The following is a 25322-nucleotide window of genomic DNA, read 5'->3' as shown; positions in this document are numbered from 1 at the left end:
AAACATTGGACCAATACTGAAATCTGAAAAATCTTTATGGTATTATCTATTACTTTTGGGTTTATATATTTAGGTTTATATAAAAAAACAAGAGGAAAAATTAAAAACGGGAGGTTTAATAAAATTATTTTTAAGTTGTAACTTTTGCTTAACAACTCATATAAAAAAAATAATAGAAAAGGTATTGAGAGTACTACATATTTTTTCTGTATTGCTAAATTATTATTTCTCTTAAAAGAGGAAAATAATAAATTTAAAAGTATAAATACAATAACAGATATAGAGCTAATATTTGGTTTAAGCAGAGGAATTGTAGCTATAGAATAAAAAGACACTATAATTACACTGTTTTTATTTAGCTGTCTCATAAATTATGGTATTGTATAGAGACTCCCAGTCTTTAAATCTTTTTTCCCATGAGTAATTCTCTTTTATAAAATTACTTAACTTTTCTCCGTTCTTCTTTCTTTCTTCACTAGACCAACTTAATACTTCTTTTAATATCTTTTCTAATTCATTTACATTAGGGTTAATCAATTTACCTCCTTGAATATTCCAATCTCTATGAAGCCCTGTTTGGTATGTAGTAATAACTGGTGTTTTTAGGATACCAGCTTCTAAGTTTACCATTCCTATAACTTCAGAATGTGAAGGTGCTGTTAAAACTAGAGCATTTTCTATGACATCTTGCTTTTGTTTACCAGAAATTACTCCTAAAAATTCTACATTGTCGTTTAAATTTAAAGATTCAACTAAAGTTTCTAAATAATTTTTGTAATTATTGAATCTTCCCGCGATTTTAATAGATATATTATTATTTTTCAATCTTGAATAAGCGTTTAATAATAAGTCTATTCCTTTCTTCTCGTCTAACCTACCTAAATATAATATATACTTTTCTTTGTGATCACTATTTTTATTTTTCTTAGAAATAGTAATATTATTGATGAGATTAGGAATTTCAACAATGTTATTTGAAGGAAAAAGTGTTGTTAAATTTTCTTTTTCCTGTGGCGTAATTGCATGAATGTAAGAAGCTTTATTGAATTTATTTTTGATCAAATAGTCAAAATATATTTTTTTTTTAATCTTACCTTTATCCCATAACCAAGGCTCATACATACCATGACAACTTAACAAAAATGGTATCTTGTTTTTTATGCAAAATTTTGCAGCAATAAATTGTGGATACATCCAAACTCCATGAATGTGGACAATATCAATACCAATACTATCTTTTAGAGAAGATAATTTTTTGGACCAATTCGTAGAAAAAAGCCATGTATTACTAGATTCAACCCTATATATACTATCTTGTTTCTCTTTTTTTGATGATAAAATAAAAGAGAAAAAACCAGCTTTATTTAAATTATTGTTTAAATCGTTAACAACTGTTCTTAACCCACCACTATCTATAGAAAAATCTTCAACTATGTGTAATATTTTCATCATCTGTATTATTAAAAAAAATTAGTAAAAAGAAATAAAATTCAGGAGGAAAATAGTGTCCTTCCCTAATTAGTTTTACCACTAAATAAAAAAAAGTACTTTGTTGTATTTTTTTTGAGTCATTTCTAAAAATTAAAATACTCTTGTAAATAAAGATAAAAAATATAACTATTGCAAATAAACCGAAGTCTGATAAAATTCTCAAAAATAAAGAATTAGCGTCTGTCCGATTGATTTTTCGTAAACTAGTAGTTAAATAAGATGGAGGCTTAAGATATTTATAATATTTGTCATACTCGTGCTTGTATGCCCCTAAACCTGTTCCTAAAGGCTTGTCTATTAAAACACTTTTAGTTACAAAAGCATTGCTAATAAAAGCGTAAGAACTCAAGTTTACATTGTTATTAAATTTACCAGTTATAAATGAAGAAAATGTTTCATGCGTTTCTTTTAACCTACGTACTACTTTGTTACTTCTATTTTCATCTATAGGTTCATTCCATTTAGATTTTAAATAAAAGAAACTAGCTATAGCAATTAAAAATACAACTATTGAATATTTTAAAAAATATTTTACTTTTAAAATGGGTATAATTAAAATTAAAAATAAACCTATGAAACCAACAGAAGACTGTGTGAGAAAAATTGTGACTAAAATTATTATAAATTTTAAGTATTTTTTTTCAACAAAACACAAAAACACAGCTGGTAACATTATTGCAGCATAATGTGCTGGCTCAGACATGATTCCATTCAGTCTGTACTTGGAAAAAGTATTTATATTAAAATAAAACATTATCAAAGAAAGTATAGCAAAAAAATAAGCAAACTGTAAGTATATTTTAGTAAGTAATTTAACACCAAACTTTTTTACAACATTAAAATAGAAGATACTACTTATACCTATTCCTAGAATTTGTGCTATTAGGGAGACTATTGAATTCTGATATATTAAAAAACCTAAAACACCATGGATAATTAGAAAAAGAAAAAAGTAAATAAAATTTTTATGAATTTTTATTTCATTTTTATAAGCTAGTATAGCAAAATTAGTAATTAGAATAAGGTAGAATAGCTTCCAGTCTATGATATATTTAAAACTAATGTCTTCTGTAAAAATTGCTAGTACACTTGTATATAAAAGATACTTATCTAGTTGCCGCATTCAACATTCTTTTTATTTTAAATTTCAGAATCCAAAAATAGTAATCGTAAGTAACTAAAAAAGAACTTACACTTTTATTTTCTCTTTTAGCTCTGGCGGCTTCCCTATAAACCATCTTTATATTGCCATTACTTACTCCTCCATCAGACATGTATGCTGTGAACTTATCAAACCAATAAGTTTTTAATTTATCTTTTGCTCTCAATAATATTTCGTAATCGCCTGTAATTCTATATGAAGTATCAAAATTTCCATAAGTTGTAAAAAAATTTCTATGATGAAACGCACCAACATGAGCTATTAACATTCTTCTTCTAAAGCTCCTCCAGCACCAAGTGTCAGAAATTATTTTTCTATCTGCTAACTTTACTTTTGAATGAATTAAGTCTATATGTCCTGTCAGTTTTTTTATTTGCTCGCAATAATTTTTTAATGCATCCTTTAGATAAAAATCATCTGAACCTAAAAAGGATATCCAATCTCCACTTGCCAAGTCTATTCCTTTATTAAAAGCATCATAAATTCCTTTGTCTTTTTCAGATATCCATACATAATTAATATTTCTTTCTTCAAATTTTTTTTCAAACGATTTTATAATCTCTGTCGTTTTATCTGTTGAATTACCGTCCACGATAATGTACTCAAAATTTGTTGTTTTTTGACTTAATAATGATTCTATAGTTTTTGACAATGTTTTTTCACTATTAAATGTAGCTGTAATTATGGATAATAGCATTAATTTTTAATTTTTTTGATAAATTTTACAGGATTCCCTCCCCAAACCTCATTAGAAGGAATATTTTTAGAAACAACACTACCAGCTCCAATAACCGAATTTTTACCGATTTCAACTCCTTTCAGGATTATTGAGCCCGCCCCAATAAAAACTCCAGACCGGATAATAACAGGTGAAGATTTTATATCCGTTTCAGGTACATTTTTTCTATGTCTTACATAAATTGAATGAAAATTTGTATCGTAAATTTTACAATTTCCACCTATTAAAACATAATCTTCTATTAAAATACTTTTTGAGCAATATATTGTACTATTAGATATACCTACATTATTCTCTATTACTAAACTTGCATCTTTTTCAACAACAATACTTGTAAATTCCTGCCCTCCAATGGGATTGTATAGATGAGAAGAGTTTATAGTCACATTATTTCCTATTTTAATTTGTCCTTTACCTTTTAAAAATAGAGAACCTTTAACAACAAATTTTTTTCCATAAGTTATATCAAGCATCAAATACTTTATCCTATTGGAGATATTAGGGACAATTAAAATTAATGATTGATAAAATTTAAAAAGAAGATTTATCATTTTTTAAAAGTTTTTCATATATTTCAAATGTCCTATTATTGTTCAAAGTTTGACAATAGTTTTTTTTAGCTAATTTTCTTGAATTCTTCTTCATCTCTCTTAGTTTTTCGATATCATTTTTCATTAAAATTAACTTACTTACTGCATCTTCAATATTTCCAAAACTGTAGAGATAGCCTGTATCCCCATCTTTTAAAAGAGTATTTTGAGATTTTACATTTGTAGCCAAAACTGGTATAGAAAGAGACTGAGCCTCTATTATAGATCTTGAAAAATGAGGGGTTTTAAAGGGACTTATAAGAACATCAATCATCTGCATTTTTATTGCAACATCATTAACCATACCTTTTAAAATTACATTATTAGGCATTTCTTTTGCAATTGATTTTATTTTATTATCAAGTAAATTAGGAGCATACCCATAAATTAAAAACTTGACATTATTATCTTCTAATTTTTTAGCTATCTCTAAAATATCTTCTATTCCATTTTCTATATTAAATCTTGCAAAAAAACCTACAATAAAATCTGATGTTTTCAAGCCTATTTTTTTTCTCTCTTCTTCTTTTATTAATGAGTTAGATTTGTACTCTTCTAAATTAACTGAATTCTTTATAATTGAGGTATTTATTTTATTAAAAAAACTTGCTTCGTAATCATTAATAGCTATAAAATGATCTACACTAATTCTATTGAAAAATTGAAGTATCTTACCAAATAAATTTTTTAACAAAGGCTCTCTTATATGAGATACTACTTTTACATTTTTGAAAAATAATTTTGCAGTAATTGCATACACAAATAAGCAACTAGTGTTAAGGTGGATAAGTTGAGGGTTTGCTTTCTTTATAACCTTATAAGCAGTTAACATATTGGGTAAGATGTAAAGTATATTTTTAGAAAAAAGTCTAAAGCTCATACCAGAAACAGTTGTACCATGAAAAGCAAAAAGTCTTTTACTACTTGTAATTACTTTTGTACCACTTTTTAAGAACAACTCCTTTGCTGGACCATTGATAAGCATAAAAACAGTTGGTTTAAATCTAGACCTGTCTAATTCATCTAATATGATTGATAAACTCTTAGGTGCACCACCAAGTTCGCCTGCGTGGTGTATATACAATATATTATACAAATCTTTTACTTTTATTTGATATTGAAAAAAGTTCCACTAAAGCTTATTTTCGTTAGAGGATTTAAAGGAATAAAATTTAGGTTAAATTTCTTTTCCCATAAATTAATAATTATTCTTTCTCCTTTTCTATTTGTGTCATCCAAAATAATAGAATTGTTCTCATTTAAATAATTAATTATAAAAGGTAAAGCTGGATATCTTGACATTTGTATATGTTTTTGATAAGCTAAAGGACCATCAATTAATACAGAGTCAAATTTTTGATTTTCAATGTTTTTCTTAATAATATCAGCATCATACCATTTATTATTACCTATTGCAAAATTATTATAGGACAATGGTGCATAAATTAACTCTACATATTTTAACAGTTCTTCTTTTTTTAATATATTTCTCAGTAATTCTATCCACACTTTATCATGATCTACTGTCACTATCTTTAAATCAGTTTTTGAAGTTTGAGCTAATTTAGCCAAATAAATAGTAGAGATACCTCCTCCAAATTCTAATATCCTTTTTCTGTTGTTTATTATTATATCGTTAAGTAGATATCTAATACTACTATAACTCAGTGATGATTTTGAATGCGGCAAATAACTCTTAAAAAGCAAAGAAGACATACTTAATTTAGCTAATATATCCTCTTGATTATTTTTTAATAAGAGTTTTTCTTTAATCTTAGATTTTAATTTCTTGAGCATATTATTGATTTCATTTTCAACCTAAAATTGATTCTTAAATTCTTAAATAGTAAATCATAGAAAAAACCCACAAACGCATAAGATATTAATGTAGAAATAGCTGCACCAATAAGACCAATTTTCTCTAAAAGTACAAAATTTATAACTATATTCATTAAAGCTCCCATTATATTTCTTATAAATGAATGTATATAATAACCTTCTACAACAAGCCACTTAGAACTCACTGTGGTAAAGAAAAAGAAAACATTAGACCATATGTATATTTTTAGTACTGAAGATGAATTAGTATATTCAATACCATATAAATTTTTAATAATGAATTCTCCAAATAAAGTAGTAAATAAAGCAACTAAAATAGCTATCCAAAAAAGGATTCTGTACAAGTTTATTAATCTTTTATGATAAACCTCTTTTTCTTTAGTTTTAGAAATAATAATTGCAGGAAATAAAGATGATACAATCATATTTGGTATAAAATACCAAACTTCAGACAAGTTTATTGCTACTGCATACAAGCCTGCTGATTTATCTCCTAAAATCTCTTTTACCATGACTTGATCAATTCTAATGTAAACAATATACATTAGACCGCTTAAAAATAATGGCCAACTTTTTTTTAATAATTTAATTGCAAGCTCTTTTTTAAAAATCCATAAATTTAAACTGAAGTACTTTTTAACAAACAAATAAAATGTAAAAGTGTGCAGTAACAAAACCTCAAAAACCATAGCAAATGCAAAGTAAAATATCGAAAAATCTTTGTAAATAAAAATAATTTTAATTATGCTAGATATGGATACTGTTATAATTTTTGCAAAAACAGTAAATTTAGATTTAACTTTACTTTGAAAAAAAAGGTCTACAATTTCGAAAGCCTGAAGAAATAAAAAAAAAGAAAGTATGAATATTAATAGTTTAATATGATATGAATCATAAAAAACACTAGCAAAAATTATGATTAAAATAAAACTTAAAGAACCGAAAAGAAATTTTAATCCCAAAGAAGTTCCTAGAATTTTATAAGTATCTTTTTCTGTTTTAGCAAGTAAAAGTTCTTTTATTACAATGTCATTTAAGCCAATCATAGCAAGAGGTATAAATAAAGATACAATGCTATAACTATATGAAAGTAACCCAAAGCTTTCGGGGCCCAGATATTTAGCAACCCAAGCCCCAACAAAGACTACTGAAAATAAACTTATTATTTTACTAACAAAAAGCCAAATTGTATTTTTAAAATATTTTAAAAACGACTTATTGTTTTTGATAGATTGATATTTACTTTTTAGCATCCAATATTTTTAATAATCTAACACAAATACCAAACAAAAGTATTTGTTAACTTACTAATGTATCGTTATTTTACAAAAAGGTTGAATTCTGACAATTTCCTATCCTTCTCAGATAAAACAATATCTTCTTTTTTAATTTTCCAATCTATATTTAAATCCGGATCATTGTATATAACTCCGTCTTCTGATTCAGGATAATAATAGTTGTCACATTTATAAGAAACTATGGTATCATCTTCTAACACTGAAAATCCATGAAGAAAGCCTTTAGGTACTAATAATTGTTTGTTATTATCCTCAGACAATTCTATAGCAAAATGCTGCCCAAATGTTGGTGAGTTTTTACGAACGTCTACAGCTACATCTAGTATTTTTCCTTTTACCACTCTAACCAATTTTGTTTGAGCATACTCTCCTTTTTGAAGGTGTAAACCCCTTATAACTCCATATTGGGACGTAGACTGATTGCCTAAAACAAAATCACCTACAAAACCTGTTTTTTCTTGAAACTCTTTTTTGTTATACTCTAATAAAAAGCATCCTCTATTATCTTTAAAAAAAGTAGGTTCTACAACGTAACAATCTTTTAAATGGGTTTCTTTTACTGTCATAAAATATCTAATAAATTTTTACCATATCCGCTTTTCATATTCAATTCTGCCAATTTTTTTAATTGACTTTTAGAGATAAAACCACTTTTAAAGGCTGCTTCTTCTATAGAGCCTACCTTTAAGCCTTGTCTCTCTTCTATTACTTCTACAAAATTACTTGCCTGTATTAAACTTTTAAATGTACCTGTATCTAACCATGCTGTTCCTCTATCTAATATTCTTACAGATAAATTTACATCTCTCAAATATGCTTTGTTAATATCTGTAATTTCTAATTCGCCTCTAGGACTTGGTTTTAATTTTTTTGCTTTTTCGATAACAGAATTATCATAAAAGTAAATACCAGGAACTGCATAATTAGATTTTGGGTTTTTGGGCTTTTCTTCTATAGAAATTGCGTTTTGATTGTCATCAAACTCTACCACTCCATAGCGTTCTGGATCATTTACATGATAAGCATATACAATTCCACCATTAGGGTTTGTATTCTGCTGTAGTAGTTTAGACAAACCAGAACCGTAAAAAATATTATCACCTAAAATAAGCGCAACACTATCATTACCCACAAAATCTTCGCCTATAATAAATGCTTCAGCCAAACCGTTAGGTTTGGCTTGTATTGCATAATGAAAAGAGCATCCTATTTGAGAACCATCTCCTAATAATTTTTTAAATAAAGAAGTATCTTGAGGTGTAGAAATAATTAAAATTTCGTTTATACCTGCAGAAATTAAAGTTGATATAGGATAATATATCATTGGCTTATCATAAACAGGCATTAATTGTTTACTAACTGCCAATGTTAAAGGGTGTAACCTTGTACCCGAACCTCCTGCTAAAACTATTCCCTTCATATTATGCGTATTTTTTTAAATACCAAGCTATGGTTTTTTTTATACCAGTCTCAAAGTTTTCATCTGCTTTCCAACTCAATTCTTTCTCTATTTTTGATGCATCTATTGCATACCTAAAATCATGACCTGGTCTATCTTTCACAAAAGAAATTTGATTTTTATACGATGCTTCAGAAGGTATTATTTCATCTAAAATTTCGCAAATTTTAGCCACAATATATAAATTATTTCTTTCATTTTTGCCTCCTATATTGTACGTTTCTCCTGCTTTTCCATTTTGAAAAGCAAGGTGAATACCCTTACAATGATCTAAAACATACAGCCAATCTCTAATATTTTTACCATCTCCATAAATCGGAATTTTTTCTCCGTTAATGGCTTTTCTTATTATGGTAGGAATCAATTTTTCATCATGCTGTTTTGCTCCGTAATTGTTAGAACAATTGGTGGTAACTACATTTAAGCCATAGGTATGAAAATAACTTCTAACTAACATATCTGAAGATGCTTTCGAAGCACTATACGGGCTATTAGGGGCATAAGGTGTTTCTTCTGTAAACAAACCCGTTTCACCTAAAGTTCCGTAAACTTCATCAGTAGATACATGATGAAATCGATGTTGTTCGCAACCCTTTTTGTACTGAAATGGAGATAGCATCCAATTATTTTTGGCAACATCTAGTATATTAAATGTACCAAAAACATTGGTTTTTATAAATGCATCAGGGTTTTTTATAGAGTTATCTACATGAGATTCTGCTGCAAAATGGATAACGGCACTAAAATTATACTCTTTAAATAGGTTTTCTACTAAAGTTCTGTCACATATATTACCTTTTACAAAGGTATATCTAGTATTTTTTTCTATTTCTTTTAAGTTGTCTAAATTTCCTGCGTAAGTTAAGAGATCTAAGTTTACAACATGATAATCTTGGTGTTCTAATAAAAAAAAAGGAATAAAGTTAGAGCCAATAAAACCGGCACCACCAGTGACAAGAATAGTTTTCATCCTTATTTTTTATAATTATTTAAATACGTATTTAATTGTAGTAAAAGCAAAACACCTATCATTACCCCTGCACCTAATAAACCAAGAATAAAAATATAATTTTTAGTTACTCCACTAATTTCATAACCTACTGGTTGAAAATTGGAAATAACATTAATAACTTCATACTTTTGAGATTTTTCTTCAGAAATTTCTTTTAAATCTCTAATAATTCTCCTTTTTGTGTTAAATATTTCTAGCTCTTTCGTTTCTTTTTTAGTACCACCTAAATCTATATTAGTTCCGTTAGAAGATTTTTTAGCCTCTTCTACCATGACTTGCATATAAACTTTTCTTAACGAATCTAATTGACTAATGTTTTGAATAAAAATTGAATCTGTTCTATTTAGATTTTCATTTTTTAAGTTCTTAATTCTATTAAAGTAAGGGTTTTCCACTACCGATGAGATAATCACTTCTCCTAGCTTTGGAAAAACATCTTTTTGTTCTGATACTACACTTATTTTATGAAATTTGTAGTCTAAATCTGTAAAAGCAGTCTTAAAATCTGCAAACGTATAGCTACTCACTGTTGCTGTATCTACTTCTAAAATAAACTCATTATAAGAATTGATAATATCATTTTCATTAGCAATGGCTTCTATTGAAAACTTTTGTAATCCTCCAGCAGATTCTTTATCTAAATTAAAAACTTTTACAAGTGCCATGGTGTCCTTTTGAAGGACCAAATCATTATAAAATTGAATATTATTATACAATTGTAATGTACTTTTAAAATTAGGTTCTACCAATAAATCAGATCCAAAGCTTTTTGACTTCTGTGTTTGTAGAAAAAAACCAAGTATTGCGCCTAAAACAAGGGCTACACCAATTTTAATAGTATTCTTTTTTAAAAACAAAAGAATAGCAATTATACACTCAAAAATTCCTATGAAAATATTTCCTATAAAATTGAAAAAGTTTCTAAAGCCATTTCCAATAATGACGAATAAAGAGCCTAAATCTACTTCCTCGTCGTTGTTTTTTTGATTTGTTGACATAACTTATTTGATTATAATATAGTCTTAAACTATTAAAAAATTTGTTCTAATATTTTTTGTGTTATTGCATATGTAGGTGTTACTCCTGTCATACCTAATCCTCCAGAAGCTAAAGTTGCACCCGTTTCTAACGGATTATCAGATGCATAGTAGGCATACCTAACTTTTACATCTTCAGAAATAGTACCTCTTATTTTAGAGGCTGCCTGTATTGCTTTTTGATAATGAGCTCCTTCCATTTCTAACCCAATAACATTCCATGTTGAGTTATGAAAAAACTTTAATAAATCTTTGTTCTGTAAAGATGTTCCTAATACAGAAATCATAGATCCATCAAAAACATTAACTCCAAAACCTTTTAAATCTTCTTTAGTAAGTTCATTTTTAAATGGATAATTATCTGCAGTGCCTTCAAAAATATGTGCAGAAGGAATCATTATATCTCCTTTTGCGCCTTCCAAAATACCAGCTTTACCCATAATAGAAACAGATTTTACGTCTAAATTATTTTTTTTCTTGCTGTTTTTATAGGGTTTTAATAATTCGTCCATAGTTTCATACGCTTGTTCTCCAAAAGCATAATCCATTACTATAATTACAGGATTCTCTTTTTCTAAACTTGTTTTTTGAAACGCAGAGTTATCAAAATTTATTTTGTTGGTATCTATTACTTGAACATTAATATTTGTTCCAGAAGTATCTTTTATATAAATCAATCCATTTTTAGAAGCATACTCTTTTACTTGTTTTTGTAAAGGTTTGCTATCTGCATTACTTAATAGTTGATATAGCTCAAAACCTTTATATTCCTTAGCTTCTTTTGGTAAAGCGTTTTGGGCATAAATAGAATTTAAGACACTATGCATATTTGCGCTAATAATATGAATTGGTCTTTTTAAAAGCTTATTTTCTTTAAGGACTTTCTTAATTGTGTTTGCCCAAATTTCTCCATAAATATGATGCCCAATTTCTTCTATTAGTTTTGAACTAAAAGTAATGGTTCTTTTCTTTTGATTTATGACTTCATTTATAGCCAACTTTCCTAACCAATACATAAGATGAAAAAAACGATCTGGATTTTCTTGAGTTGAAAAATTATGGTGAATTTTTGTTACCTCATCAAAGGTTCTTCCTAGAATACTGCCTAAATGTACTATAGATAGTTCTCTTTCTTCTGAAGTTATTTTTTTATTATAAATTACAATTTCTTCTAAATGTTTCCATTCTCGTGTAAAATCTTCTCCTTCTAATAAGGTAACTCTTTTTTGAATTTTGTGCGACTCTATAAATAAGAACGTCAAATGAGTTAAAATATCATAGATTTCAGAACGTCCTCTAGTAATCTCTATATTCATTTGATCTTTATCTATTCTATAACAATTTCTTCTTCTTTTTGGAGGCACAATAGCCTCAAAAGTAGAATTTCTATATCCTTCGTCTGTGGTTAAATTTATAAATTGACACTCTTCTATTCCTATAGGAAGTCTATCTATTACATACATTAAACCGTTTAGTTCTATTCTTTCTTCTGCAATAGAACCATAAATTTCAGGACGCAGTAACAATAACGAATTGCGCAAGGTTTCTCCAGAAATTCCCATAGGTTTGTAAAACCCTCTAGTAAATAAGTGTCGCATAGAAATGTATAGTTTTTCTATAGCATTTCTTGATTCTTGTGCTCGAGTTCTATCTATTTTATTGAGTTTTGACATCTTAAATTTCAGGCTGCAAAGATAAAATTATTTGGCAGATAAGAGCTTTTTATATTCATGTTGATTTTGCAATAATGCAACAGCTTCTGTAATCGTCTGATCTTTTTTTAAGTTATACCTATAAACACCTTCTTCGTATACATATCTATGCAATATTTCCTCTCTAATTACTTTCTTTAAAATATCATCATTTTTAGAAATTTCAGCAATTTTAGCGTCAAATAATATACTTTTTATTTTAGCATATTCTTTGGTTATTTTTTTTGATGATGTTATCTCATATGCTTCTTTAAATAGTTTTTCTTGCTGGGTTACAAAAGAAGTATCTGTTTTTAAAAAGTTTGTAAATTTTGCAAAATCTTCATCTTTAAAATCATAGCTGTCACCAACTGCCAAATCAGGGTTTTTATAATAATAATTTGTTGCAAAATTAAATATAGCACTAGAATTTAGTAAAGCTTCTGTAGCTTTAGTTTTTGTAGATTCTTTAGTAATTACATCGGGTAAAATTCCGCCACCATCAAAAACTATTCTGCCATTTTGGGTTTTAAATTCGTTAATTCCTAAATCTGAAAACTTAGGTACAGTTCCATCTTTTTTACGATTCGTGTAATCCAACTCTTGAATACATCTGCCACTAGGAGTATAATACTTAGATATGGTAACTTTTAATTGCGTACCGTAAGTTAATTTTCTATAACGTTGCACTAAGCCTTTTCCAAAAGAACGTTGCCCCATAATTACGGCTCTATCATAATCTTGCAGAGATCCACTTACAATTTCTGATGCTGATGCAGACCTTCCGTTAACCAAAACTACTATAGGTATTTCTAGATCTAAAGGCTTATTTGTGGTTCTGTAGGTGTTACTCCATTTCTTTATTTTAGCTTTTGTAGTTACAATAGTTTTACCTTTTGGCAAGAAAAAATTACAAATATTTATAGATTCTAATAATGACCCTCCTGGGTTGGAACGAAGATCCAAAATCAATTTTTGCATCCCTTTTTCTTTTAACGCTTTAAACGCTTTTTTCACCTCTATAGAAGCTTTTTCATTAAAACGTGTTAAAACAATATATCCTGTTTCTTCATCAATCATTTCTGAAAACGGTACCGGATTGATAATTACTTTATCTCTAGTAATCTCTTTGGTTATCAAACTTCCTTGACGATCAATTTTGACTGAAAAAGTACTATTTGGTGTTCCTTTTAAAAAAGAAGACAATTGATCTCTGTTCATATTCTCTATAGATTGATTGTCTATAACAGTAATTACATCTCCTGCTTTTAAACCTGCTTTGTCTGCAGAAAACCCTTTATACACCTCTCTAATTTCTATACCTCTTTTGTCATAATTTACAGAAACACCAATACCACCATATTCTCCTTCTCTTCTAATTCTTACATCTTCAACATCTTGTTCATTGTAAAAATTAGTATAAGGGTCTAAATCTTTTAAAGTATTTTTAATAACCTTATCAGTAAGATCTGCGGGATTAATTTCATCTACATAATACATGTTTAATTCTTTGAATAATGTATTGTAAATTTCTATTTGTTTGGCGACTTCAAAAAATTTTGATTTAAAAGAAAACGACACCAAAACAATAGCTACTAAAACTACAAATATCGTTTTTCTAGACACGTTAATTTTCATCTTTTTTTTCATTTACTTTGGCAACAAATAGTTTTAACAATTTTTCCATTTTTAAACACAATTCGCTGTAACTCCGTTCTTCTTTCCCAATATACGAAATCATAAAAACATAGGGCATATCTAGGTTGTTATAAACAATATTTTTTTGCAACCTATAGGTTTCTCGCATCAAACGTTTTATTCTATTTCTGTCTACAGCCAATTTAAAGTTACGTTTGGGCACAGAAACACCCATTTGTACAGGAAATTTAGAAGTGTGTTCTGTTTGTAAAAACACCATTCTTAACGGAAATGTTTTTACAGAATTACCTTGTTGATATAACTTTTCTATCAACTTTCTACTTTTTAAACGCTCTTGTTTTCCTAAAGTATTCTTCATCAATACAAACTTAATAGAAATGAAGAACTTTTAACGTTTTCTAAAGAAGAACTTTAGAAAAGATGGTTAATTTTATTGATTATTATTTGATCATTTTTAACGATTCTTTTTTTTATAATTCAACTGTTTCATGAAACAAGATCTTTTCAAAGCACCCGATTATTATCATTTAGATGATTTATTGACTGATGAACATAAATTAATTAGAGATACTGCTCGTAACTGGGTAAAGCGAGATGTTTCTCCAATTATTGAAGAATATGCTCAAAAAGCTATATTTCCAAAACAAATTATCAATGGTTTGGCAAATATTGGTGCTTTTGGACCTTACATACCTGATGAATATGGTGGTGCTGGACTAGATCAAATTTCTTACGGATTAATTATGCAAGAAATTGAACGTGGAGATTCTGGTGTTCGTTCTACAGCTTCTGTACAATCCTCATTAGTTATGTATCCTATTTTTGTATATGGAAACGAAAAACAACGCAAAAAATACTTACCTAAATTGGCCTCGGGAGAATGGATGGGAAGTTTTGGTTTAACAGAGCCCAACCATGGTTCTAATCCTGGAGGAATGGAAACCAATTATAAAGATAAAGGAGATCATTTTTTATTAAATGGTGCTAAAATGTGGATTTCTAATGCTCCTTTTTGTGATATAGCTGTAGTTTGGGCAAAAAATGAAGAAGGTAGAATTCACGGGTTAATTGTAGAACGTGGTATGGAGGGTTTTTCTACTCCTGAAACTCATAATAAATGGTCTCTTCGTGCGTCTGCAACTGGAGAATTAATTTTTGACAATGTTAAAGTTCCTAAAGAAAATTTATTACCCAATAAATCTGGTTTAGGGGCTCCTTTAGGTTGTCTAGACTCTGCAAGGTTTGGAATTGCTTGGGGTGCCATTGGTGCTGCCATGGATTGTTATGATACTGCACTTCGTTATTGTAAAGAACGTGAGCAATTTGGCAAACCTATTGGGCAATTTCAATTGCAACAAAAAAAACTAGCAGAAATGATTACAGAAATTACCAAAGCTCAACTATTAGCTTGGAGACTAGGTGTATTGAAAAATGAAGGAAAAGCAACTTCTGCTCAAATTTCTATGGCCAAACGAAATAATGTGGAAATGGCTATACAGATTGCTAGAGAGGCAAGACAAATGCTAGGTGGTATGGGAATTACTGGCGAATATTCTATTATGCGTCATATGATGAATCTAGAAAGTGTTATTACCTATGAAGGTACACACGACATCCATTTGTTAATTACAGGTCTTGATGTTACAGGATTAAACGCTTTTAAATAAATAGTATTTAAACCTGTTGTGCATTTTGAAAAATTCTGTCAATTCGGGTGGATTTTATGATTGAAATGAGTAAAATTTGTATCGAAAATAACAATTTTTAGCTTATAAATAGTTCTCGATACAATTTTTCGTTCCTCAAAATCACTCGAACTGATATTTATCTAGTTTCTGCGCCAAAATGCACAACGGGTTATTTAACAAAAATAGTATCTTTTTTTGAAAAGCTTAAGATGCTACTTTAAGTAATACATTAGGGCATCTTTTGCAGTTTATACCCTTTTTTTTGTACTTATTGCAACACTTATTTTTAGGTTTTATGCAATTGGCACTACAAACACTGTCACAAACAGAGGTGCTTGCCATAGGAATAACTGGTTTTTTTGAAGTGTAAAATACAATCATTTCTAATAAATATATGGCAAATATAACTATTTATTTAGAATAAATAAAAATAGTAATCTTAAAAATAGTTTAATTTTTGAGTTTGTCTGTTATTATGTTTTATTTTTATGTTTTTCTAAAAAACTATGAAAAAATCTAAACAAGATTATTCTGTAAAAAGTAAATTTAACATAAAGCATTTACCAAGCTTGCTGGTTAGCGCTGCAAAATCTTGGTATAATAGCAATCCTTTTAATCATGCAGCAGTAATTGCTTATTACGCTATCTTATCATTGCCCGCATTAATTATCATCATTTTTAATATTGTAGGTTCTATCTGGGGAAGAGAAATTGTAGAAGGTGAAATATTAGGAGAAATATCTAATGCCATTGGTCAAGAAACCGCAGAGGCAATTCGTAAAATGATGATTGATGATGGCAACAAAAAAACGTCTATTGTAGCTACTACTATTGGTATTGCTACGCTTTTGTATGGTTCTACTGGAGTTTTTTTTCAAATTCAAAATGTACTTGATGTAATTTGGGAAGCAAAACCAAGATTTAAAAACGGAATTCTTGAAACTGTATTTGTAAGGCTTAAAAGTTTCGGTTTTATTTTAATCATCGTTTTTTTATTGTTGATAAGTTTAGTTTTAACTTCATTATTAAGCACTTTTGCTGAAAATCTGAAATTACTCTTGTCTGAAAATTTAGTAAAATATATTTTTATATTCGATGTTTTCATCTCACTTGGCTCTATATATTTTGTATTTGCTGCTATGTTTAAAGTATTACCGAATGTAGATGTGCCATGGAGAGCTGTTAGAATAGGAGCTTTGCTAACATCTCTCTTTTTTGTAATGGGTAAATACTTACTTGCAATATATTTTAATGCATTAGAACCTGGTTCTACTTATGGAGCAGCTGGCTCTATGATTTTAGTTATGTTATGGGCGTCTTATACTAGTTTAATTTTATTTTACGGAGCCCACTTTACAAGACAATACTCAAAAAAATACTTATTAGATCAACCTGAAAAAATTATAGAATAAATTTTATTTTTTTGTCAATTTTATAAATATCTCCCTACCTCTTCTACTAGAGATAGAATTGTAACATGGCTCAAAAATATCCACGTTAAAATAAGGTTTAAAATAGTTTTTATATTCTTTGGTATTTCCTCCAAAAGGGGGTCTATCTTTATATAAAGGAACGTTAAACAATACCCCAACAAGTTGTCCTTCAGGTTTTAAAATTTCATGCATTTTAGTAACATACTTTGTTCTTAACGATGGATGAATTGCGCAAAAAAAAGTTTGTTCGATTACCAAATCAAAAGTGTTTTTTATATCGAAAAAATCTCCTAAAATAAGTTGAGATTTTGGAAAATTTGGCACCCTGTTAGATAAATTATATAATGCTGTTTTAGATAAATCTATGACAAAAACATTTTTAAATCCTTTAGCAAATAAATATTCTGCTTCATAAGAATTACCACCTCCTGGAATCAAAATTTTACAATTTTTATCTTCTAAATGATCAAAATATGCCTTTAAAGGAGGAGAAATAATCCCCAAATCCCAACCAATATCACTATTTTGATATCTTAAATCCCATGCTTTTTCCGATAAATCCATTTTTTAACTTTTATTCATTTTTTGTTAGAATAAATATAATCATTTCCCTACCAATAAAATAGAGTTATATTTGCACTCCCGTTTTAAAAAAACAAATATGGAAACTTTAGTTACTGCAAAAGAAAAATTAACTGAAAAAGGGTTTTTAGATATCAATACTCCAAATATTGATTATATCGAAGAAATTCTTCGCCTTAAAAAAGAGAAAAATGCAGTATTACTAGCGCATTATTATCAGATTGATGAAATTCAAGAAATAGCCGATTTTGTAGGTGATAGTTTAGCTTTAGCACAACAAGCAGCACAAACGAATGCAGATATGATTGTATTTGCTGGTGTGCATTTTATGGCAGAAACTGCAAAGATTTTGAATCCTGATAAAAAAGTAATTTTACCAGATTTGTTAGCGGGTTGTTCTTTGGCAGATTCTTGTCCGCCAGAAGACTTTGCCGCATTTAAAGCAAAGCATCCAGATCATATCGTAGTAACATATATTAATTGTTCTGCAGAAATTAAGGCGTTGAGTGATTATGTTTGTACCTCATCAAACGCTCGAAAAATAATAGATTCAATTCCTAAAGAACAACCAATTATTTTTGCTCCTGATAGAAATTTGGGTGATTATTTAAACAAAGAAACAGGTAGAAACATGTTACTTTGGGATGGTGCTTGTATGGTTCATGAGGCTTTTTCTATGGAAAAACTAATTGATTTATTTCAAGAACATCCAGATGCAGAGTTAATTGCGCATCCAGAATCTGAAGCCCATATGCTTAAAGTTGCCAAATATATTGGTTCTACATCAGGACTTTTAAATCACGTAAAAAACAGCACCAAAAATAAATTTATTGTGGCTACAGAAGCGGGTATTTTGTTTCAAATGATGCAAGAAAATCCTGATAAAATAATTATTCCTGCACCTGCAAAAGAAGACAATACTTGCGCTTGTAGCGAATGTGCATACATGAAAATGAATACCTTAAAAAAGTTGTATTTGTGTTTAAAATACGAGCTTCCAGATATTGAAGTAGATGCAGAGTTGTGTAAAAAAGCCATAGTACCTATTCAAAGAATGTTAGAAATTTCTAAATAATTATATGCTTGTAGAGCAAAAAATACATACTACAGATTTTTTAGTAATTGGTTCTGGAATTGCTGGTTTAACATTTGCGTTAAAAACAGCAAATAAGCATAAAAATGCGAAAATTACTATTGTTACCAAGGACCAAAAAAGTGAATCTAATACCAAATATGCCCAAGGAGGCATAGCGTCTGTATATAATAAAGCTGTAGATTCTTTTGAGCAACATATAAACGATACTATAATTGCTGGTGATGGTTTGTGTGATGAAGATGTTGTAAAAATGGTTGTAGAAGATGGTCCAAAACGATTAAAAGAACTTATTAATTGGGGTGCTAAATTTGATGAAGATGAAAATGGAGATTATGATTTAGGTCGTGAAGGTGGGCATTCTCAACATAGAATTTTACATCATGCAGATATTACCGGAGCAGAAATAGAACGTACTTTATTGGCTCAGGTAGAAGCGTTAGAAAACATCGATTTTTTACCATATCATTTTGCAATAGACTTAATTACAGAACATCAGGTTCAACAAAAACAAACCAAAAGAAATAGTAAAATTTCTTGTTTTGGCGCTTACGTTTTAGACATTAAAAAAGGAGCTGTTATAACCTTTGTCAGCAAATTTACGTTGCTTGCCTCTGGTGGTAATGGGCAAGTATATGAAACCACCACAAACCCTACAGTAGCAACTGGTGACGGAATTGGAATGGCGTATAGAGCTAAAGCAGAAATTTCTGAAATGGAATTTATTCAGTTTCATCCCACAGCTTTGTATAATCCAGGAGAATACCCGGCATTTCTGATTTCTGAAGCGGTTAGGGGTTTTGGAGCAAAACTAAGAGATTATGACGGTAATTTTTTCATGCAAAACTATGATGAGCGTGAAGAACTTGCCTCTAGAGATATTGTGGCTAGAGCAATAGATAATGAACTTAAAAAGAGCGGGAAACCCCATTTATACTTAGATTGTACGCATTTAGATATCGTAAAATTTAAAGAGCATTTTCCTAATATTACAAAAAAATGTAGTTCTTTAAATATTGATGTTTCTAAAGATTTTATTCCTATAGCTCCAGCTTGTCATTATACTTGTGGTGGCGTAAATGTGAATAAAAAAGGAAAAACATCTATTAAAAACCTATACGCTTGCGGAGAAGTTACACGAACGGGCTTACATGGGGGAAATAGATTGGCATCTAATTCTTTATTAGAAGGTTTAGTGTATGCCCATAAGGCATTTAAAGCCGTATCTAAAAAGTTCGCAAAAGCTAAGTTTCCTAATAAGATTCCTGCTTGGAACGATACAGGTGTTGTAGAAAATACTGAAAAGGTACTTACTTCTCAGGCTAGAAACGAGGTAAAAACCATTATGACCAATTATGTTGGTATTGTGCGTTCTAATGAGCGTTTGGCACGTGCAGAAAAGAGGCTTCGTCTTCTGTATGAAGATAATAAGCGTTTGTACGATAATTCTGAACTTTCTGAAGATTTATGTGAGTTACGAAACTTGATTACCACTGCCTATTTAATTACCCAGTTTTCTAAAAAAAGAACTGTAAATTGTGGCGGTTTTTACAACTTAGATTGTATAAAAACTATTGCGTAAGCTTAGCAATTAAGTCTTTTTTTGAAACCAAACCAGATTGTTTCCAAACTTGTTCTCCATTTTTAAAAAGCACAAAAGTAGGCACACCTCTTACTTGAAACTTACTGGCTAAAGCTTTGTTTTTATCAACATCTATCTTTATGATTTTTACAGTATCTCCTAATTGATCTTTTACTTGCTTTAAAAGTGGGCTCATGGTTTGACATGGACCACACCAGGTTGCAAAAAAATCTATCAACACTGGTTTTTCTTGATCTATAATTTGATTGAATTTCATATATATTCTTAAAAAAAAGTAACGTAAAATTATACCAAATAAATTTGATTAAAATTCTATATTTAAAATATCCCCACTTAATTGTAGTAACTGTAATTCTATCAATTTGGCATCAAACTTTGCATTATTTAGTGCTGTTTTTGCGTTGATTAAGTTAATTTGAGCTTGACGAAATTCTACAGAAGAAATTTGCCCTAATTTAAAGCGTTCTTGCGTTCTATCAAAATTATTTTGCGTGGTCAAAACATTGGTTTCTTGAGCTTTTAAAATAAACAGTTGATTTTGATAATTTTCCCAAGTATTCTTTAGGTTGTTTTTTATAGTAATTTGTTGCTGTTCTAAAGCTATTTGCTGATTATCTAATACTATTTTAGCATTTGCCACTCGGGTTTTCCGTGTTCCTCCATCAAAAATATTCCAGACTAAATTTACACCTGCGTTTAATCCATCAGAAGTAATTAATTTAGCACCAAAAGGGTTGATTAAGTTTTGATTTTCTGTTCTGTTGAAGCCGTAAGAAGCATTAAAGTTTAACGTAGGAAAGTAATTGGCCTTGTTTACTTTTAAATTAAACTCGCTTATAGCTATATTTGTTTCGTTCTGTTTTAGTAAAGAATTATTTGTCATTGTTTTTTGAGATAACTCCTCTAAATTTAACAATGTACTATAGGTAACCTGAGTTTCTACGGTGTAATTACTTTCTTTTTCCACACCTAAAACCACATTTAAACCTCTTTTTGCATTACTCAATTGCTGTTTGGCAGAAATGTAGGCTATACTGTCATTATTAAGATCTACTTGAGCATTTAAAAATTCTAACTTTGTGGATTGTCCATATTCATATTGGTATTTAGCTCTTTTTAATCGTCTTTTAGAAATACGAAGTGCCTCTTGTAAATTGGTTTTGTTTTCTGATAATCTGGCAATTTGAAAGTAAATCGTAAATAGTTGTAAATAGGTATTTTCTATAGTTTCCCTTGCCTGTAGTTCTGTTAAATTATAAGTTTCTTTTAATTGTTTGTAGTTGTATTTTCTACCTAAACCGTCAAAAATAGTATAATTTACGCCAACTGAGGCATTGTAGTTTCTTGTAATTATTCCTTCTCCAGAAATTTCAGAATCGTTACCTGTATTTCTATCCGTAAAAGTAAAACTTTGATTATTTCTCCTAAAATCTGCTCCAGAATTTATAGCTGCAGTTGGTAAAAAACCACCATTTAATATGCTGGCATTGTTTTTAGCAACTTCTAGATTATTATTGGCAATTTTAATACCAAAATTGTTTTGTAAAGCAATTGCTAAGGCCTCTTTTTTTGTTAGAATTTCTTGTGATGAAATATTTAGCGAAAAGAACAAAATAAGTACTGTGACTCCGAGTGATTTTTTTGAGGAATGATAAAAAATAGTATCGAGAAATCTATTGGTTCTCGGTACAAATTTTACTCCTTTCGTCTGTAAAATCCACTCAAATTGACAGGATATTTTCCGGCTTTTATATCTCATTTTCATCGTATTTAGCATCTATTACAGCTCTTTCTACCTCTTCTTTTGTTATCTTATTACCTGTTTTTAGCCATTTTATTTTTACCTTAAACCAATTAGAAGTAGATAGTAACATTGGTAAAACAATTAACGTTAATAAAGTAGCTATAGCAATACCATAAGCAATTGAAATTGCCATAGGTATTAAAAATTGGGCTTGCCTACTTTTTTCAAAAATTAAAGGGGCTAAACCTGCAATAGTGGTTAATGAGGTTAAAAAAATAGCTCTAAAACGAGATTTTCCTGCTGCAATTAAAGCAACATCGTACTTCATACCTTCGGTTAAATAATTATTGAATTTGCCAATTAATACCAAACCATCGTTTACCATAATCCCTATTAAGGCAATAATGCCCAAAAAGGATAAAATACCAATAGAAAAATCGTGTATGAAATGCCCCCAAACTACACCAATCATACTAAACGGAATCATAATAATAAGTAGAATAGGCTGCGAATAAGATCTAAATGTAAAGGCAATTACAATATAGATGAGTCCTAAAATTATCCATCCAACACCAGCAGCAGAATCTGTTGTTTTTTTACGTTCTCTATTTTGACCTTCATAAATAGGAGTAACCGAAGTGTATTTAGATAAAATTTCTGGCATTACATTATTTCGTAAATCAGCTAAAATTGCTGTAGCACTCCCTTTTAGTTCTTTTAAATCTGCCGTAATTTGTATTTCTCTTTTTCCGTCTAAATGATTAATTGCAATGTCTCCTCTTTCTATAGTATAATTTGCAATTTCAGAAAGCGGAATTCGTGTTCCGTTTGCTGCAATAATTCGCATATCATCTAGGTCTTTAATAGAAGATCTATCTCTTTTATCATAGCGTACCCAAACTTTTATTTCATCCTGACCACGTTGAAAACGTTGCGCTTGAAGACCAAAAAAACCGTAACGAATTTGCTGCATTACAGACTGTAAATTTAAGCCCAATAAATACGCATTATCTTTTAACTTTATACGGACTTCTTTAATTCCTGACGGATCATTATCTGTTACATCTTTTAGTAAAGGATTATTTTCTAAAGCCGTTTTTAATTCTTCTTTTACCGCTTTTAATTCTCTAATATTGTTACCCAACAATGAAATAGCAACAGGACTTCCTCCAAAATTTCCGCCAGAACCAAATACCAAACTTTCTACACCATAAACTTTTCCTACTTTTTCTGAAATGGAATTTGTTATTTCTGGGGATGAAAAATCTCTTGCTTCACCAGGTAAAAGATTTACGGTTAAAGTAGCATTTGCACTTCCAGGACCAACTCTTTTAATTACATTTTCTACAACTTGTATGTTACCCGTTTGTTTTTCTGTAAAGGCATCATTTACCAACCATACTTTTTCTTCTACCATAGAAATAATAGAATCTGTAATTTTCTCGTTAGTTCCCTGTGGCATTTTTAGCGTAATCTGAATTCTATCACTTGCTATTCTTGGAAAGAAAGAAGTTCTTACAATATTGGCATCTATAGCCATTTTACTAAAGATTAAAACCGCAATAAAAACTGAAAAAATAAAAATCTTATTTTGTAAAGAAAATTTTAAAAATGGTAAATAATAGGCATCTCTAAACTTAGACAACCCTTGGTCTGCTTTTTTATTAATTTTCTTAAAAAAACGATCTATACTATTGGTTTTGTTTACCTCTCCTTCTTCTAATCGTTTTCTGTCTAAGGCTTTAGAATGTGCAATGTGTGCTGGTAAAATAATTAGAGCCTCTACTAAAGAAACGCTTAATGTTAACAGCACAATTGTAGAAACCTCTCCAAAAAAACTACCAATTCTACCATCTAAAAAGAAAAAAGTAGAAAATGCTATGATTGTTGTTAAAATTGCAGAGATAATCGGCGGAATAACTTCCATAGTACCATCTATAGCTGCCTTAATTTTCGATTTTCCTAAATCGTAATAATGATGATAAATATTTTCTCCAATTACAATTCCATCATCCACTAAAATACCGATAACAATAATCATCCCAAAAAGGGAAAGTACATTAATAGTAACATCAAATTGTGCTGCAAAAATAAACATTCCTAAAAATGCGATTGGTAATCCAAAAGCTACCCAAATTGCCAAACGTAAGTTTAAAAATAGAGCTAAAAAAAACAACACTAAAAGTATACCTACAATACCATTTTCTATAAGTAATTCTGTTCTGCCATTTAGGGTAATACTTCTATCACTAGTAACGGCTAGTTGAACATTTTGTTGCTTTTGGTTATACTCATAGATGTATTCTTTAATTTTATCTGCAGATGAAATTAAATCTTCATTATTGGTATTGCTAACCGTAATATCTATTGCTAAATTACCGTTAAAAAATAATCTGTCTGGGTTTTCTGACCACGTGTCGCTTACTCTAGCAATATCTTTTAAACGTATAATGGTTCCGTTTGGTTGTGTTCTTACAATAATATTTTGAAGTTCTACTCCATAATATGATTTGTTGTTAGCTCTAATTAAATAATCTTCTTGATTGGTTTTAATATTACCTCCTGTTATTAATAAATTAGCATTTCTAACCGCATTAGAAACCTCTGTAAACGATAAATTATACGCTCTTAGATCTTTTTCGCGAACTGCTATTTCTATTTCTTCTTCTGGAAATCCTGAAATGGCAACCTGAGAAATACCGTCTATTGCACGAATATCGTTTTCTATATTTCTAGCGTATTGTTTTAATGATTTTAAAGACACATTTTGTCCGCTAAGCGAAAAACTAATCGTAGGCCGTATACTTTCTACTTTAGCAATTACAGGAGGCTCCATACCTGTAGGAAAAGAAGGAACTCTATCTACAGCATTCTTTACATCGCTTAAAACTACATCAATGTTTTTTCCTTTTACAACTTCTATGCTAACAACTGCAGCATTTTCTCTAGATACAGATGTTACTCTATCTACACCAACAATTCCTTTTAAATTATCTTCTATTTTAAGAACAACACCTTCTTCCATTTCTGCAGGTGATGCTCCAGGATAGGTTAAGTTTATTTGTATTAATTGAGAATCTACCAAAGGGAAAAAGGAAGATTTCATACTCAAAGCACCTAATGCACCAAAGACAACAAATGCAATAATAACAACATTTACAGCAACAGGAAATTTGATAAAATAACTAATTATTTTTTTCAT

22 protein-coding genes are annotated in these 25322 nt (G+C 29.3%); 4 read left to right on the top strand and 18 right to left on the bottom strand.

Features of this window, described 5'->3' with window-relative positions:
* Positions 1–351: 351 nt before the first annotated feature.
* The 14 genes from DUT90_RS10735 to rnpA form a co-directional block, all read right to left on the bottom strand.
* Positions 352–1449, bottom strand: coding sequence for a glycosyltransferase (locus tag DUT90_RS10735; protein WP_181858190.1), 1098 nt, complete (start codon positions 1447–1449; stop codon positions 352–354).
* Positions 1427–2245, bottom strand: a complete 819-nt coding sequence (locus DUT90_RS10730) for an O-antigen ligase family protein (protein ID WP_181858189.1) — start codon at positions 2243–2245, stop codon at positions 1427–1429. The genes DUT90_RS10735 and DUT90_RS10730 overlap by 23 nt, the downstream gene beginning before the upstream one ends.
* 352 nt (positions 2246–2597) lie before the next feature.
* Positions 2598–3350, bottom strand: a complete 753-nt coding sequence (locus DUT90_RS10725) for a glycosyltransferase family 2 protein (protein WP_114427184.1) — start codon at positions 3348–3350, stop codon at positions 2598–2600.
* A complete protein-coding gene (locus DUT90_RS10720; RefSeq protein WP_114427183.1) occupies positions 3350–3943 on the bottom strand; it encodes a DapH/DapD/GlmU-related protein in 594 nt (197 codons plus the stop codon). The genes DUT90_RS10725 and DUT90_RS10720 overlap by 1 nt, the downstream gene beginning before the upstream one ends.
* Positions 3924–5066: a glycosyltransferase gene (locus DUT90_RS10715; RefSeq protein ID WP_114427182.1), complete on the bottom strand. Its 1143-nt coding sequence runs from the start codon at positions 5064–5066 to the stop codon at positions 3924–3926. The genes DUT90_RS10720 and DUT90_RS10715 overlap by 20 nt, the downstream gene beginning before the upstream one ends.
* Before the next feature lie 23 nt (positions 5067–5089).
* The gene (locus tag DUT90_RS10710; protein WP_114427181.1) at positions 5090–5779 is read right to left on the bottom strand and encodes a class I SAM-dependent methyltransferase; all 690 of its coding nucleotides are present in this window, start codon (positions 5777–5779) and stop codon (positions 5090–5092) included.
* Positions 5764–7074, bottom strand: coding sequence for a flippase (locus DUT90_RS10705; protein ID WP_114427180.1), 1311 nt, complete (start codon positions 7072–7074; stop codon positions 5764–5766). Before DUT90_RS10705 ends, DUT90_RS10710 begins: the two co-directional genes overlap by 16 nt.
* 65 nt (positions 7075–7139) lie before the next feature.
* Complete coding sequence (rfbC, locus tag DUT90_RS10700) at positions 7140–7685, bottom strand: dTDP-4-dehydrorhamnose 3,5-epimerase (RefSeq protein WP_114427179.1); 546 nt, start codon at positions 7683–7685, stop codon at positions 7140–7142.
* Complete coding sequence (gene rfbA / locus DUT90_RS10695; RefSeq protein WP_114427178.1) at positions 7682–8539, bottom strand: glucose-1-phosphate thymidylyltransferase RfbA; 858 nt, start codon at positions 8537–8539, stop codon at positions 7682–7684. The genes rfbC and rfbA overlap by 4 nt, the downstream gene beginning before the upstream one ends.
* Before the next feature lies 1 nt (position 8540).
* Positions 8541–9548: a dTDP-glucose 4,6-dehydratase gene (gene rfbB / locus DUT90_RS10690; RefSeq protein WP_114427177.1), complete on the bottom strand. Its 1008-nt coding sequence runs from the start codon at positions 9546–9548 to the stop codon at positions 8541–8543.
* 2 nt (positions 9549–9550) lie between these two features.
* Entirely contained in the window at positions 9551–10588 is a 1038-nt protein-coding gene (locus DUT90_RS10685) for a hypothetical protein (protein WP_114427176.1), read from the bottom strand.
* Positions 10589–10620: 32 nt separating this feature from the next.
* Positions 10621–12300 (bottom strand): DUF6909 family protein, encoded by a 1680-nt coding sequence (locus DUT90_RS10680; RefSeq protein ID WP_114427175.1) that lies wholly within the window; start codon positions 12298–12300, stop codon positions 10621–10623.
* 27 nt (positions 12301–12327) lie between these two features.
* Positions 12328–13956, bottom strand: a complete 1629-nt coding sequence (locus DUT90_RS10675) for a S41 family peptidase (RefSeq protein WP_114427662.1) — start codon at positions 13954–13956, stop codon at positions 12328–12330.
* On the bottom strand, positions 13946–14335 hold the full coding sequence (gene rnpA / locus DUT90_RS10670; protein ID WP_114427174.1) for a ribonuclease P protein component: 390 nt from the start codon (positions 14333–14335) through the stop codon (positions 13946–13948). The genes DUT90_RS10675 and rnpA overlap by 11 nt, the downstream gene beginning before the upstream one ends.
* Before the next feature lie 130 nt (positions 14336–14465).
* On the opposite strand from rnpA, the gene DUT90_RS10665 reads away from it, so the two are divergent.
* Both DUT90_RS10665 and DUT90_RS10660 read left to right on the top strand, forming a co-directional pair.
* Complete coding sequence (locus tag DUT90_RS10665) at positions 14466–15644, top strand: acyl-CoA dehydrogenase family protein (protein WP_114427173.1); 1179 nt, start codon at positions 14466–14468, stop codon at positions 15642–15644.
* A gap of 527 nt (positions 15645–16171) precedes the next feature.
* The gene (locus tag DUT90_RS10660; RefSeq protein WP_114427172.1) at positions 16172–17077 is read left to right on the top strand and encodes a YihY/virulence factor BrkB family protein; all 906 of its coding nucleotides are present in this window, start codon (positions 16172–16174) and stop codon (positions 17075–17077) included.
* A gap of 3 nt (positions 17078–17080) precedes the next feature.
* On the opposite strand, the gene DUT90_RS10655 is transcribed toward DUT90_RS10660, so the two are convergent.
* The gene (locus tag DUT90_RS10655; RefSeq protein WP_114427171.1) at positions 17081–17662 is read right to left on the bottom strand and encodes a methyltransferase domain-containing protein; all 582 of its coding nucleotides are present in this window, start codon (positions 17660–17662) and stop codon (positions 17081–17083) included.
* Positions 17663–17759: 97 nt separating this feature from the next.
* Between DUT90_RS10655 and nadA the strand changes: the two genes are divergently transcribed.
* Together nadA and nadB are read left to right on the top strand one after the other, a co-directional pair.
* On the top strand, positions 17760–18755 hold the full coding sequence (nadA, locus tag DUT90_RS10650; RefSeq protein WP_114427170.1) for a quinolinate synthase NadA: 996 nt from the start codon (positions 17760–17762) through the stop codon (positions 18753–18755).
* Between the two features lie 4 nt (positions 18756–18759).
* Positions 18760–20355, top strand: coding sequence for an L-aspartate oxidase (nadB, locus tag DUT90_RS10645; RefSeq protein WP_114427169.1), 1596 nt, complete (start codon positions 18760–18762; stop codon positions 20353–20355).
* Here nadB and trxA read toward each other — a convergent pair.
* The 3 genes from trxA to DUT90_RS10630 form a co-directional block, all read right to left on the bottom strand.
* Positions 20345–20632, bottom strand: a complete 288-nt coding sequence (gene trxA / locus DUT90_RS10640) for a thioredoxin (protein WP_114427168.1) — start codon at positions 20630–20632, stop codon at positions 20345–20347. The two genes, nadB and trxA, sit on opposite strands and share 11 nt — an antisense overlap.
* 48 nt (positions 20633–20680) lie before the next feature.
* Positions 20681–21988 (bottom strand): TolC family protein, encoded by a 1308-nt coding sequence (locus tag DUT90_RS10635; protein WP_258848546.1) that lies wholly within the window; start codon positions 21986–21988, stop codon positions 20681–20683.
* A 136-nt stretch (positions 21989–22124) separates the two neighbouring features.
* Positions 22125–25322, bottom strand: a complete 3198-nt coding sequence (locus tag DUT90_RS10630) for an efflux RND transporter permease subunit (RefSeq protein WP_114427167.1) — start codon at positions 25320–25322, stop codon at positions 22125–22127.

The organism is Polaribacter sp. WD7 (genome assembly GCF_003335085.1).
GTDB lineage: Bacteria > Bacteroidota > Bacteroidia > Flavobacteriales > Flavobacteriaceae > Polaribacter.
Note: the sequence above shows the minus strand (reverse complement) of the source record. Positions and strands in the feature narration are given on the sequence as shown.